Source organism: Bradyrhizobium sp. S69 (assembly GCF_009766005.1).
Taxonomy (GTDB): Bacteria; Pseudomonadota; Alphaproteobacteria; order Rhizobiales; family Xanthobacteraceae; genus Bradyrhizobium.
Window position 1 is genome coordinate 23,014 of sequence record NZ_LMUK01000029.1, and the last position, 13,704, is coordinate 36,717.

Here is a 13,704-nt window from a genome sequence, read left to right on the forward strand (position 1 = left end):
TGGCAACACATGAGCGACATTGCTGACCAATCCTTTGTGCGGCAGGAACTTGTTTCCGAACGCGCCGCGCCGATCAAGACCACCGGTTTTGTCGGATTCCTGCGCACCCGCCTGTTCAATTCGCCGACCAATATCCTGCTGACCATCGCGAGCGCGCTGCTGCTGTGGTTTACCGTGATACCGACGCTGCGCTTCCTGCTGATCGATGCGGTGTGGACCGGCACCGACCGCAACGCCTGCCTGGCTGAGAATGCGGGACACGTAGTTGGTGCGTGCTGGCCGTACGTGCATGCCAAGTTCACGCAATTCATTTACGGCTTCTACCCCGAGCCGGAGCGATGGCGGGTCAATCTGACGTTCGTTCTCGCCGCCCTGTTGCTGTTGCCGCTGTTGATCCCGCGGCTGCCGGCAAAGGGTCTCAACGCCGGTCTGTTCTTTGTCGCATTTCCGATCGTGGCCTTCTTCCTGCTGCATGGCGGCGGCTTGAGCGGCTTTGGCGTCAGCTGGATCGCCGACCTGCTGGCCGGATTGGTCGACGATGTCAGCGCGGCCGGCCAAAGGCTTTCGGAGGCCGGCGGCGCGCTGCCTTGGCTGGGCAAGCTCTTGACAGGCCTCGGGCAGGGGCTGGTGTATGTGATCTCGCCGCTGACCTGGCTGCGCGACCGAATCCAGCTGTCTTCCCGGCCGGTTTGGGCGGATTTTGCCGCGACCGCCGTGATCGTATCGGCCCTGATGTTCTTCCTGGGCGGCGGTATTCGCACCGGATGGCGCGCGCTGATCGTCAGCCTTTCGATTTTTGCCGGCATCGCCATCGTGATCGCAGCGTTAGGGCTCGACCGCGGCGGCCTGCCAATCGTCGATACGAGGCTGTGGGGTGGCCTTCTGGTGACGCTGGTGGTGTCGGTCACCGGCATTGTGACGTCGATGCCGGTCGGCATCGCGCTGGCCTTGGGGCGGCGCTCGACCATCCCCCTGGTCCGCATCTTCTCGATCGCCTTTATCGAATTCTGGCGCGGCGTGCCTTTGATTACGGTATTGTTCTTCGCGACCTACATGCTGCCGCTGTTCCTTCCCGCGGGTTTTACCGTCGATGGCCTGGTGCGGGCGCTGATCGGCATCGCACTGTTTGCCGGCGCCTATAATGCCGAGGTGATCCGCGGCGGCCTACAGGCGATCCCGCGAGGGCAGGGCGAAGCCGCCAGCGCGCTGGGCCTGTCCTGGGCGAAAACGACCGGGCTGATCGTGATGCCGCAGGCGCTGCGGCATGTCATTCCCGGCCTCGTCAACAGCTTCATCGCCTTGTTCAAGGATACCTCGCTGGTCTCGATCGTGGCCTTGTTCGATCTGCTCGGCAGCGTGCGGGCCTCGTTCTCCGATCCGGTATGGTCGACGCCGACCACTTTGTTCACCGGGTTCGCGTTCGCCGGCATGATCTACTTCGTGTTCTGCTTTGGAATGTCACGTTACTCGTTGTTCGTCGAACACCGGCTGAACGCACACCGCCGCAACTGAATTGAAACAACCATGACCGAGAACGCCATCGTCAGCCTTGCCGGCCTCAACAAATGGTACGGCGATTTTCACGTGCTGCGCGACATCAACCTCGACGTCGCCAAGGGCGAGCGCATCGTGATCTGCGGCCCTTCCGGCTCGGGCAAATCGACGTTGATCCGCTGCATCAATGCGCTGGAGGAATTCCAGGAAGGCCGCATCGTGGTCGATGGCATCGAGCTCGGTCCCAATCTGCGGCGGGTGGACGAGGTCCGGCGCGAAGTCGGCATGGTGTTCCAGAGTTTTAATCTGTTTCCGCATTTGACCGTGCTGGAGAACTGCACGCTGGCGCCGATCTGGGTGCGTAACGTGCCGAAAAAGGACGCCGAAGCCGCGGCGATGAAATATCTGGAGCGGGTGAAGATCCCGCATCAGGCCAACAAATATCCGGGCCAGATGTCGGGCGGCCAGCAGCAGCGCGTCGCGATCGCGCGCGCGCTGACCATGAACCCGAAGGTCATGCTGTTCGACGAGCCGACCTCGGCGCTCGATCCCGAAATGGTCAAGGAAGTGCTCGACACCATGGTCGATCTCGCCAAGGAGGGCATGACGATGATGGTCGTGACCCACGAGATGGGATTCGCCCGCGAAGTCGCCAACCGCGTCGTGTTCATGGATGCCGGGCAAATCATCGAGGCGAATACGCCGCAAGAGTTCTTTGCCAACCCGCAGCATGCGCGGACGAAGTTGTTCTTGAGCCAGATACTGCGGTAGAGGCGAATGGCGAGTGGCGAATAGCGAATGAAAAAAACTGTTTCCCTATTCGCCACTCGCTATTCGCCATTCGCGCCTTTACTCGAACGGCAGTTCGATCGTGCTGCGCTTCTCCAACCATTCCGGTACCGGCAAATTCTTCGAGCGCATGAAGGCCGGGTTGAACAGTTTTGACTGGTAGCGGTTGCCGGAGTCGCACAGGATGGTCACGATGGTGTGGCCGGGTCCGAGTTGCTTGGCCAGCCGGATCGCCCCGGCGATGTTGATGCCGGTCGAGCCGCCGAGGCAGAGGCCTTCGTGCTCAAGCAGGTCAAAAATCACCGGCACCGCTTCCTCGTCCGGAATGAGATAGGCCTCATCAACCGTGGCTTTGGCGATAATCGGGGTGACGCGCCCGAGCCCGATGCCTTCGGTGATCGAGCTGCCCGGCGTTGACTTGGCTTCGCCGTGCTTGAACAGTTCGTACATCGCAGCGCCGCGCGGGTCGGCGCAGCCGATCACGATGTCCTTGTTTTTTTCCTTCAGAAAATTGCCGGTGCCAACCAAGGTACCGCCGGAGCCGACCGAACAGATAAAGCCGTCGACCTTGCCGCCGGTCTGCTGCCAGATCTCCGGACCGGTGGATTCGTAGTGCGCCTTCGGGTTGTCGAGATTGTTCCACTGGTCGGCGAACAATACGCCGTTGGGCTCGGTCTTGCGCAGGCGCTCGGCCAGCCGCTTGCCGAGATGCTGGTAATTGTTCGGGTTCGAAAACGGCAGCGCCGGTGCTTCGACCAGCTCAGCGCCGCACAGCCGCAGCATGTCCTTTTTTTCCTGGCTCTGGGTTTCCGGAATCACGATCAGGGTGCGATACCCCCGCGCGCTCGCGACGACCGCAAGACCGATCCCGGTGTTGCCCGCTGTCGATTCCACCACCAGGCCGCCGGGCTTGAGATCGCCGCGCTTCTCGGCCTCCAGGATCATCCATTTTCCGGCGCGGTCTTTGACGGACTGGCCCGGGTTCATGAACTCGGCCTTGCCCAGAATATTGCAGCCGGTTTCCTCGGAGGCGCGTTTTAGCTTGATCAGCGGCGTGTTGCCGATCGCCTCAATGACGTCGTTGTTGATTTTCATCTGCGGAAATCTTCAGTCCGTTGCCACATCTGGCAACGACCCTAGAGCGCGATCAGCCCAAGTGGAAGCCGCTTTTGCACCGCATGGCGCCCTGCAAGCCGGCTATTTGGTTTTGGCGAACACCACCTGGCGGACGTCGATATTTCCCGACAGGAAGCCGGCCTCGCAATAAGCCAGGTAGTATTCCCACAACCGCCGGAACCGGTCGTCAAAACCCGATGGCGTGAGGTTGGGCCACGCCGCACGGAAATTCTTTCGCCAGATCGCAAGCGTCTTGGCATAATCTTGCCCGAAAATGCGCTCGCGAATGACCGGCACGCCGAACTTCTCGCCGAGCGATTTGAGGATCTGCGGGGAGGGCAGCATGCCACCCGGGAACACGTAGCGCTGGATGAAGTCGACTTCCCGGCGATAGGCCTGGAACAGCTTGTCCTGGATGGTGATGGCCTGGATACCGGCGAGCCCTCCGGGCAACAGCCGGTCGCGCAACTGCGAGAAATATCGCGGCCAGAATTCCTCACCGACCGCCTCGATCATCTCGATCGAGGCGATGCGGTCGTACTGATCGCGCTCGTCGCGATAATCCCGCAGCCGGATCTCGACCTTGTCGGCAAGGCCGGCCTTCTGGATCCGCGCTTGCGCGAAATCGCGCTGCTCCTTGCTGATGGTCAGCCCGACCACGCTGGCGCCAAAGGTCTTCGCGGCATATTCGGCAAAGCCGCCCCAGCCGCATCCGATCTCCAGCAATTTCTGGCCGGGCTTGAGGTCGATCGCCTCGGCGAGCCTGCGATATTTGTTGTTTTGCGCCGCGGTCAAATCCGCATTGTCGTCCTCGAACAGCGCCGAGGAATAGGTCATGCTGGGATCGAGCCATGCCGAATAGAACGCATTGCCGATGTCGTAGTGGGCATAGATGTTGCGGCGCGCCTGCCGCTTGGTGTTGCGATTGAGCCAATGGCGAATGCCCTGGACGAAGCGCAGCACCGGCTTGTCGCCCATCATCGCCTGGATCAGGTCGTGATTGACGCAGAACAGATACAGAAATTGGGTGAGATCGGGGGTGTCCCATTCGCCATGCAGGTAGGCCTCGGCGATGCCGATGTCGCCGCCTTTGATGAACCGCGACGCAAAACCATAATTGTACAGGGTCATCGCCGCGGCCGGGCCGGGCTCGACGCCGCCGAGCCTGATTCTGCGGCCGTCGGGGAGGGTGACGTCAAGGGTGCCGCGCCGCAGCTTGGAGCCGAAGCCAAGCGCCAGCCTGACAAGCCGCGGCAGGTCGCGCAGCAGCGCCTCAATATTTTCGGGGGTCACGCGGATCGGATCCGGCATGGGCAGATTCATCTGACGATGTGGCTCTGGGTCCAGCGCGGCGCTTTAACGGTCGATCGCTAACATCCACCGTCACCGGACCAGAGCGCTCCTCCTCGGGCATACGACTCCCGTGCAGTATAATCAGGGCTGTTGCTGCTCGCCAAGGCCGTATTGGAGCAAGACCGTATTAGAGGCGGTGTCGCGTGCGGGTTGTCCGGTCGCGGAAATGCTGCGCGGCACCAGGCGCGCGCCCTTGATCCAGAGCCGCAGCGCCTCCCAGTGGATCGCCGCCACGATTTTCAGCGTCACCAGCGGCAGCGCACAGAACGACCGCAGCAGCTGCGCCGCACTCAGCTCGCGGCGGCGGCCATGGAAAGTCGCGGCGAGCAGCGGCCCCGCGCTGTCGGTCTCCAGGATCCGGAGCTTGACGTTGGCCGCCGGCGGGGTGAGGCGGAAATGATAGCGCATCGGCATATCGATGAAGGGCGAAACGTAAAACAGCTTGTCCTGCTGTTGCCGCAGCCCGGCTTGGCTGAGCTCGCCGGGCTTCACCGCAAGCACGTAGGCGTGGATATCCCCGAAAGTATTGCGGACCTCATACATCATCAGCGCCAGCTCACCGTCGGCGCGGTAGCAAAAATACGCCGACAGCGGATTGAAGGTAAAACCGAGCAGCCGCGGATAACACAACAGCAGCACGCGTCCGCCGGCAAGGTCGACGCCGCACTCCGCCGCACGGCGCTGGGCGTAGCTCCGCAGCGAGGCGCCGTCGCGTTCGCCGTGATCTTTCTCGTGGAAACTGTACAGCGCGGCATGGTTCACCCCGAACAGCCGGGTTTGCCGGTCGGCGTCATCGAGCCGGTCGAGATCGATCAGCAGGCTCATCACGCGATAGCTGAAGCGATGCCCCATGGGTTTGAGCCGCGCATGCATCACCTCGCCAAAATAAAGCGAGGCGGCGGGCTCGCTTGGCATCCCGGCTTGGTCGGGGCGTTCGGACATCGTTACTCCGCGGCTTGCGCGAGTTCGGGCGGCGGGTTGCGCCAGGGCACGCTGGCGCCGAGCGCTTCGGCGACGTCCAAGCCGGACCGCAGTCCGTCCTCGTGAAAGCCATAGCCGGTCCACGCGCCGCAGAACCAGGTGTGGCGTCGCCCCTGGATGTCGCCGAGGTGCTTCTGGGCGGCAAAGGCCGCGGCGCTGTATTGCGGATGTTCGCACATATATCTGCCAAAGGTCAGCTCCGGCGCGGGCGCAAACGGCGGATTGAGGCTGACGAACAGCGGCTTGTCGTCATCGATGCCTTGCAACGGGTTCATCCAGTAGGTCACCGCGACGTCGTTCTGCGCGGAGTTCTCGCGCTGCCAGCGCAGAAAGTTCCAGGAGGCCCAGGCCCGCTTGCGCTTGGGCATCAATCGGGTGTCGCGATGCAGATAGATCGTATTGGGCGAATAGCCGATCGCGCCCAACACCGCGCGCTCGCGCGGATCGGCATCCGACAGCATCGCCAGGGCCTGATCGCTGTGCGCGGCGATCACGACGTGATCGTAGCTGTCGTGCCGGCCATGACTGTCATGGACGACGACGCCGTGCGCCGTCCGCTCGATCGAGGTCACGGCACAGCCGAGCCTGACCTGGTCGCGGAAGGCCGAAATCATCTTCTCGACATAGCGCTGGCTGCCGCCCTTGACGGTGCGCCACACCGGTCGGTCATATTGCAGCAGGCGATGATTGCTGAAGAAGGCGACAAAATTCTCGGCCGGGAAGTCCATCATTTCGGCTGCCGGCGCCGACCAGATCGCCGACCCCATCGGCGCGAGATAATCGGTCAACAGCCGGGGCGCGAAATGGCGGGTTTTGAAATACTCGCCCAGCGTCAACCCGGCCAACCGGCCCGCGGCGTAATCTTCGATGCTTTGCTGGTTGAAGGTCAGGATATCGCGCAGCATCCACAGATAGGACGGCGACAGCAGGTTGCGGCGCTGCGCGAACAAGCCCGCGGCGGTCTTGCGCCAGTTGACGCCGCCGCCCTTCCACTCGAAGCGGCCGGCATCTGCCGTCACCGCGAAGCTCATGCTGCTCTCCACGGTCTCGACGCCAAGATGGGCGAATAACGCCGTCAGGTCCGGATAATTCAGTTCGTTGTAGACGATGAATCCGATATCGACCGCGACCGGCGTGCCGCCATAGTCGATGGTAACGGTGTGGCTGTGTCCGCCGGGGCGAAGCTCGCGATCATAGACCGTGACCGGATAGCGTTTCGAAAGGGCCCAGGCCGCCGCATTGCCCGCAATTCCCGTTCCGATCACCGCGACGCGCATTCTGTTGTCCCCGTTTCCCCTGTTGAAGCAAGTTACGGCGGGAGGCATGCGAAGTTTCAACGCGGCCCGTGGCGCACGGCGCGCGTTCAGCGAACTGGCAAACGGCCGCCGGCAAGATGAAACATTGGTAAGATCGCGGCGTCATCGCAGGCTGGAAATTGGCGAGAAAGCCCACTGCGGCAGGCATAAGTCGCGCCTTTCCACGGGCCGATCGAGGCAGCTGGGCCGCGGGACAAAGGCGGCGACAGGACTGTCCGGGCAGTATCGCCCCGGCTAAGATGGCCGGCATGTTCCACCGGAAGCATCACTCCCGTGAACGTCTCTCAGGCGGTCCCCAATCACGTCACCTGCAACGCGCTCCCGCGCTTCGCGGGGGGCCGGAGGCCGGCTTTGTGGTGCGCCGGAGCGCCGCTGTGACGCCGGGACATCAGGGTCCCGCCGCCGGGCGTCTGTTCGCGCTTTCCAAGTCGGTGCGGTGGCTGCCGGTGCGGTGGCTCGTGGGGCTGTTCCTGGTCGCGAGTTCGGCGGGCTGCATCCTGACCAAGGATCTGCCGGTTCCCGGCCTCGACGTCCCCGACAGCTACCGCGCCGCGAAGCTGACCGGGCGGCAGGATGCGCCGCCGCCACTGGACTGGTGGCGCGGCTTCGGTTCGCCGGAGCTGACCGATCTGATGGAGGAGGCGCAGAAGGTCAATCTCGACATCGCAGCGTCCGTCGCCCTGATCGCCCAGGCCGACGCCCAGGCGCGAATAGCCGGCGCGCCGCTGCTGCCGACCCTGGCGGCAAGCGGTCCGGGCAATTTGGGCCAAGAATCCTACTCCAGAGTCTCCGGTTCCAGTCTCAACGGTCTGTCCACCGGCGGGCGCGAGACGGTCAATTACTCGACCTCGCTGAGCGCCAGTTACATCGTCGATTTCTGGGGCCAATATCACGACGCCGCGCAGGCCGCGGACCAAACCTCCATCGCCGACCGCTACAATCGCGAAGTGGTCGCACTCACCACGCTGACCAGCGTCGCCACCGCCTATTTCCAGGTGCTCGCCTCGCAGGACCGGATTCGCACCGCGGACAGCAACATCGCGAGTGCTGTGCGCGTGCTCGACGCCATCAAGCAGCGGTTCAAGGCCGGCACCGGTACCGACCTCGACGTGGCGCAGCAGGAAAGCGTGCTGGCCAATCAGCGCGCGGCGGTGCCGCCGCTGCGGCAGACGCTGGAGCAGAACATCAATGCGCTGGCGATCCTGGTGTCGCGGCCGTCGGAGCGGCTCCAGGTCAAGGGCGGTTCGATGAACCGGATCACGATCCCGCGCATCGCCCCAGGCCTGCCGTCGGAATTGCTGGCGCAGCGGCCGGACATCCGGAGTCAGGAAGCCCAGCTCGCATCCGCCACCGCCAATGTCGGGAGCGCCCGCGCGCAATTTTTCCCGAGCATCTCCTTGACCGGAGCAGGCGGCTACCAGAGCGCGGCCTTGTCACAGCTGATCCAGCCTCACGCGACATTTTTCAATTTGGTCGCCAGCATCAACCAACCGATCTTTGACGGTGGTGTTATTCTCGGCAATTTCGAAAACATGAAGGCGATCCAGGACCAGATGCTGCAGACCTACCGCAAATCGGTGGTCCAGGCCTTTAGCGACGTCGACAACGCGTTGATCGCGATCCGCGAAACCACCAACAAGCTGCGGCTGCAACGCGTCGTGGTGTCCGCCTCGCAGCGCGCGTTCCAGCTCTCCGAGCAGCAGCTGAAAGCCGGCACCGCCGACATGGTGACCGTGCTAAATACGCAATTGACGCTGTTTCAGGCCGAGGACGTGCTGTGGCAGGCGCAGCTCGCCCAATTGCTCGCGGTGGTCAGCATGTACCAGGCGCTGGGGGGCGGCTGGGAGCCGAAGATGGAGAAACCGGTCAATGCTCTTTAAGCCAGATACGGTCGAGGCGGCTGACCCGATCGGCGAAGAGGCGACCTCGCGCCGGGGCGGCTGGGCGGTCTGGAGTTTGATCACGCTCGCGGTTCTCGGTGGTCTCGGCTATCTCGCCTGGACCACGCATGAGAGACAGGCCGCGGGCCGCAGCCGCCCTGATCTGGCGGTGCCGGTGCTGGCGGCTGCGCCGCGCGTCCAGGATGTCCCGGTCTATCTCGATGGCGTCGGCACCGTTCGCGCGCTCAACAACGTGCTGGTGCGCTCCCAGGTCGACGGCAAGTTGATCTCGGTCAATTTCGTCGAGGGGCAGGATGTCAAGAAGGGCGATGTGCTCGGCGAGATCGATCCTGCGATCTACAAGGCGCAGTTCGACCAGGCCGTCGCCAAGAAGGCGCAGGACGAGGCGCAACTCGGCAATATGCGCCTCGATCTCATCCGTTATCAGCAGCTTGCCGCCACCAACGCCGGCTCCAAGCAGCAGTTCGACACCCAGCGCGCCGTGGTCGCCCAGCAGGAAGCGCTGGTCGCCGCCGATCAGGCCGCGATCGACAACGCCCAGGCCACCCTCGGCTATACCAAGATCACCGCGCCATTGTCGGGACGCACCGGCCTGCGCCAGGTCGACCAGGGCAACATCATTCACGCCGCCGACGCCACCGGCCTTGCGATCATCACCCAGTTGCAGCCGATCGCGATCCTGTTCAGCCTGCCGCAGCAGCAGATCGTGCGCGTCAATGCGGCCTCGGCAAAGGGCACGCTCGCGGTCGATGTGTTCGGCAATGACGGCACCACGGTCGCCGATACCGGCAAACTGACCGGCATCGACAATCAGGTCGATCCGACTACCGGCACGCTGAAGCTCAAGGGAGAGTTTCCGAACGCGAACTTCCAGCTTTGGCCCGGCCAGTTCGTCAATGTGCGGCTCAAGGTCGACACCCTGTCGCAGGTGATGGTGATCCCGACCTCCGCGGTCCAGCGCGGGCCGGCGGGCACCTTCAGCTATGTCATCAGCGACAACGATACCGTCACCGCGAAGCCTGTCGTGGTGACACAGCAGAACGAAACCGACGCGGTGATCGCAAGCGGATTGTCGATCTCCGATCGCGTGGTGACGACCGGCTTTGCCAATTTGTCCGACGGCGCCAGGGTCACGGTCGGCACGGACGACCAGGCGCCGTCAGCCGATCTCGCCCCGCGCAAACGCGGCCGCCGCAACCGCGGCGGCGGCGATGGCGACGGCCGTGAGGGGCAAGCCAAAGGCGGCCAGGCGACGAACGGGCAAGCCCGAGATGGACAAAGCCGTGACGGCCAGAGCGGGGACGGCCAGAACGCGGACGGCAAAGGCGAGCACCGCCGATGGCGCGAACGCCATCCAGGCGAAGCTGGCGAGAAAGGCGAGGGCCGGCCCGCGCGAGGCGCTGATGCCGCGGGCAGTGGGACAAAGGCGCAGCGATGATCCGAGACATCGTCTTCTATAGCGTTTTCGAGCGAAGTGGCAGCCGGTTCGCGTGAAGAAAACGCGTCAAAACAAAAACCTAGAGCCCGGTTCTGATTCAATCAGAACCGATCAGGCTCTAAGTGTTACGAAAAGGCACCCATGAGCACGCCGCCATGAGCGTCTCCGAGCCCTTTATTCGCCGCCCGATCGCGACGTCGCTGCTCGGTATCGCGTTGTTGATCGGCGGAGCGCTCGGCTATTGGGCGCTGCCGGTTTCGGCGCTGCCGCAGGTCGACTTCCCGACGGTGCAGGTGACGACGCAATTGCCGGGCGGAAGCCCGGACGTCATTGCCTCGCTGATCACAGCACCGCTCGAACGCCAGCTCGGGCAGATCCCGTCGCTGTCGGAGATGACGTCGACCAGTTCGTTTGGCGTCAGCCAGATATCGCTGCAATTCGATCTCAACCGCGACATCGACGGCGCCACCCAGGATGTGCAGGCCGCCATCAATGCCGCGGCCGGAGTGCTGCCGAAGACCCTGCCGTATCCGCCGGTCTACGCCAAGGTCAATCCGGCGGACGCGCCGGTGATGACGTTGGCGCTGACCTCGGAGACGGTTTCGCTGCGGGCGATGAGCGATCTGGCCGACACCATTCTGGGCCAGCGCCTCAGCCAGATCTCTGGCGTCGGACGGGTCGCGGTCCTCGGCGGCCTCAAGCCCGCGGTGCGGGTGCAGGCCGATCTGGCGCGGCTCGCGGCCTACGGCATCGCGCTGGAAGACCTGCGCAACGCGATTGCGGGCGCCAACGTCTCTGGACCGAAAGGATCGCTCGACGGCGCCCAGCAATCCTACATCATCGCCGCCAACGACCAGATCGCCGCGGCCGACGCCTACAAGCCGATCATCATCGCCTACCGCAACGGCTCGCCCGTCACCATCGGCGACGTCGCCGAGATCGTCGATGGGCTGGAGAACGACCGCACCGGTGGCTGGTACCAGGGCACGCCGGCCGTGATCATCGACATTCAGCGCCAGCCCGGCGCCAATGTCATCGACGTGGTGAGCCAGATCCGCGCCGAAATCCCCAGACTGCAGCGCGCGATTCCGGCTGGCGTGACGTTGACCGTGGTAAGCGACCGCACCGTCACCATCCGTGCCTCGGTGCACGACGTGCAATTCACGCTGCTGTTGAGCGTCGTGCTGGTGACGCTGGTGGTGCTGTTGTTCCTGAGGTCGCTGCGCGCGACCTTGATCGCCGGTGTGGCGTTGCCGCTGTCGCTGATCACGAGTTTCGGCGTGATGTATTTTGCGAACTTCAGCCTCGACAATCTATCGCTGATGGCGCTGACGATCGGCACCGGGTTCGTCGTCGACGACGCCATCGTCATGATCGAGAACATCGTGCGTCACATGGAAAATGGCGAGAGCGCGATGCAAGCCTCGCTGCGCGGCGCCCGCGAGATCGGCTTCACGGTGATCTCGCTGACGGTGTCGCTGATCGCGGTGTTCATTCCGCTGCTGTTCATGTCCGGCCTGGTGGGCCGGATGTTCCGCGAGTTCGCGCTGACCCTGACGATCGCGGTGGTGACGTCCGCCATCGTCTCGCTGACCTTGACGCCGATGATGTGTTCGCGGCTGTTGCGGCACGCCGGCGAGGAGCTGACCGTTCCCGGTCTCGCCGCGATCAGCCGCGTCATCGACCGGATGGTCGCCTTCTATCACCGCACGCTGTTGTGGGTGCTGCGGCACCAGCGCCTGACCATGGTCGTGACGTTTGCCACGATCGTGGCAACCCTGGTCCTCTATGTCGTCGCACCCAAGGGATTTTTGCCGCTGCAGGACACCGCGTCGATCACGGCCGTGACCGAAGCCGGCGCCGAGGTCTCGTTTGCCGAGATGCAGAACCTGCAGACAAAAGTTGCCGACGCCATCAAGTCGGACCCTGACGTGATCGGCGTGGTCTCGGTGATCGGCACCGGATCGGTCAACCCGACCACCAATGTCGGGCGTCTGGCGATGTCGCTGAAGCCGCGTGGCGAGCGGCGCGATGACGTCGCCGCGGTCGTGGTCCGGCTGAAGGCGCTGACCGCTGCGATCCCCGGCATGACGGTGTATTTCCAGCCGGTGCAGGACGTCCAGATCAGTACGCAATCGAGCCGTTCGCAATATCAGTATACGCTGACGGGCACCGATGCGGAGTTCGTGACGTCGTGGGCTCACCGGTTGGTCGCGGAGTTGCGACGCGACCCGCTGTTCCGGGATGTCTCATCGGAAGCGCAGGAGAATGGCTTGCGCGCCCAGCTCGACGTCGACCGGCAGCGCGCCGGCCAGCTCGGCGTCAGCCTGCAGGTCATTACCGACACCTTGAACGACGCGTTCGCGCAGCGCCAGATCTCCACCATCTACGGGCAGGCCAACCAGTATCGCGTCGTGCTCGAGGCGTTGCCGATGTACCAGCGCGATCCGTCCGTGCTTTCAAAACTCTATGTTCCGGGCGCGGCCAGCGCGGTTGTTGGGACGCCGGCCGGGCAGGTGCCGATTTCGGCGGTCGCGACCCTGACACGGACCACCGCGCCGCTATCGATCTCGCATCAAGCGCAATTCCCCGCGGTTTCCCTGAGTTTCAATCTCGCGCCGGAGGCGGCGCTCGGCGACGCCGTCGAACAGGTGAGGGCGATCGAGGCGCGGATCGGCATGCCCCGCAGCATTGTCGGGCTGTTCGCCGGCGATGCCGCTGAATTCTCCAAATCGCTGGCGGGCCAGCCCTGGCTGATCCTGGCCGCGCTGGTCACGATCTATATCGTGCTGGGCGTGCTCTATGAGAGCTACATCCACCCCATCACCATCCTCTCGACATTGCCGTCGGCGGGTGTCGGCGCGATCCTGGCGTTGATGCTGTTCGGGCAGGATCTGTCGGTGATCGGCTTGATCGGCATCATCCTCTTGATGGGCATCGTGAAGAAGAACGCCATCATGATGATCGACTTCGCGCTGGAGGCCGAGCGTCATCAAGGCCTGTCGGCGGCCGACGCCATCGTGCAGGCCTGCCTGTTGCGATTTCGCCCGATCATGATGACGACGCTGGCGGCGCTGTTCGGCGCGCTGCCGCTGGCGGTCGAAAGCGGCACCGGCGCCGAATTGCGGTTTCCGCTCGGCATCTCGATCATCGGCGGGCTGCTGCTAAGTCAACTGCTGACGCTCTATACGACGCCGGTGATTTACCTGGCGCTCGATCGGGTCAATCGTCGAATCGAAAAACCAGCGCCGCCGGCTACCCTGCCGCCGGCCCGCGCGACGGGAACCCACTAGCCACCGCTCAACCGCCGTCGGGT

9 protein-coding genes are annotated in these 13,704 nt (G+C 63.8%); 5 read left to right on the top strand and 4 right to left on the bottom strand.

Annotated elements, in window-relative coordinates; translation table 11 throughout:
* Positions 1–9 precede the first annotated feature (9 nt).
* Together GSQ88_RS12175 and GSQ88_RS12180 are read left to right on the top strand one after the other, a co-directional pair.
* Positions 10–1,512 (top strand): amino acid ABC transporter permease, encoded by a 1,503-nt coding sequence (locus GSQ88_RS12175; protein ID WP_159007998.1) that lies wholly within the window; start codon positions 10–12, stop codon positions 1,510–1,512.
* Between the two features lie 12 nt (positions 1,513–1,524).
* Entirely contained in the window at positions 1,525–2,265 is a 741-nt protein-coding gene (locus GSQ88_RS12180; protein ID WP_159007999.1) for an amino acid ABC transporter ATP-binding protein, read from the top strand.
* A gap of 78 nt (positions 2,266–2,343) precedes the next feature.
* Here the strand turns inward: GSQ88_RS12180 and GSQ88_RS12185 are convergent, their stop codons facing one another.
* The 4 genes from GSQ88_RS12185 to GSQ88_RS12200 all read right to left on the bottom strand — a co-directional run bounded on the left by GSQ88_RS12185 (position 2,344) and on the right by GSQ88_RS12200 (position 7,010).
* A complete protein-coding gene (locus GSQ88_RS12185) occupies positions 2,344–3,378 on the bottom strand; it encodes a cysteine synthase A (RefSeq protein ID WP_159008000.1) in 1,035 nt (344 codons plus the stop codon).
* A 102-nt stretch (positions 3,379–3,480) separates the two neighbouring features.
* Positions 3,481–4,710, bottom strand: coding sequence for an SAM-dependent methyltransferase (locus tag GSQ88_RS12190; protein WP_159008001.1), 1,230 nt, complete (start codon positions 4,708–4,710; stop codon positions 3,481–3,483).
* 123 nt (positions 4,711–4,833) lie between these two features.
* Entirely contained in the window at positions 4,834–5,694 is an 861-nt protein-coding gene (locus GSQ88_RS12195; protein WP_159008002.1) for a DUF1365 domain-containing protein, read from the bottom strand.
* A 2-nt stretch (positions 5,695–5,696) separates the two neighbouring features.
* Complete coding sequence (locus GSQ88_RS12200; protein ID WP_159008003.1) at positions 5,697–7,010, bottom strand: NAD(P)/FAD-dependent oxidoreductase; 1,314 nt, start codon at positions 7,008–7,010, stop codon at positions 5,697–5,699.
* Between the two features lie 470 nt (positions 7,011–7,480).
* Between GSQ88_RS12200 and GSQ88_RS12205 the strand changes: the two genes are divergently transcribed.
* From GSQ88_RS12205 to GSQ88_RS12215, 3 genes are all read left to right on the top strand, one after another.
* A complete protein-coding gene (locus GSQ88_RS12205) occupies positions 7,481–8,929 on the top strand; it encodes an efflux transporter outer membrane subunit (protein ID WP_502706723.1) in 1,449 nt (482 codons plus the stop codon).
* Entirely contained in the window at positions 8,919–10,388 is a 1,470-nt protein-coding gene (locus tag GSQ88_RS12210) for an efflux RND transporter periplasmic adaptor subunit (protein ID WP_159008005.1), read from the top strand. The genes GSQ88_RS12205 and GSQ88_RS12210 overlap by 11 nt, the downstream gene beginning before the upstream one ends.
* Positions 10,389–10,543: 155 nt before the next feature.
* Positions 10,544–13,681: an efflux RND transporter permease subunit gene (locus GSQ88_RS12215; protein WP_159008006.1), complete on the top strand. Its 3,138-nt coding sequence runs from the start codon at positions 10,544–10,546 to the stop codon at positions 13,679–13,681.
* The last annotated feature ends 23 nt before the right edge of the window (positions 13,682–13,704 follow it).

What these genes read in the sequence shown, in the direction of transcription:
- GSQ88_RS12215 (WP_159008006.1), top strand. Translation starts at nt 10,544, where the DNA reads ATGAGCGTCTCCGAGCCCTTTATTCGCCGCCCGATCGCGACGTCGCTG.
- GSQ88_RS12180 (WP_159007999.1), top strand. Translation starts at nt 1,525, where the DNA reads ATGACCGAGAACGCCATCGTCAGCCTTGCCGGCCTCAACAAATGGTAC.
- GSQ88_RS12200 (WP_159008003.1), bottom strand. Translation starts at nt 7,010, where the DNA reads ATGCGCGTCGCGGTGATCGGAACGGGAATTGCGGGCAATGCGGCGGCC.
- GSQ88_RS12195 (WP_159008002.1), bottom strand. Translation starts at nt 5,694, where the DNA reads ATGTCCGAACGCCCCGACCAAGCCGGGATGCCAAGCGAGCCCGCCGCC.
- GSQ88_RS12190 (WP_159008001.1), bottom strand. Translation starts at nt 4,710, where the DNA reads ATGCCGGATCCGATCCGCGTGACCCCCGAAAATATTGAGGCGCTGCTG.
- GSQ88_RS12185 (WP_159008000.1), bottom strand. Translation starts at nt 3,378, where the DNA reads ATGAAAATCAACAACGACGTCATTGAGGCGATCGGCAACACGCCGCTG.
- GSQ88_RS12210 (WP_159008005.1), top strand. Translation starts at nt 8,919, where the DNA reads ATGCTCTTTAAGCCAGATACGGTCGAGGCGGCTGACCCGATCGGCGAA.
- GSQ88_RS12175 (WP_159007998.1), top strand. Translation starts at nt 10, where the DNA reads ATGAGCGACATTGCTGACCAATCCTTTGTGCGGCAGGAACTTGTTTCC.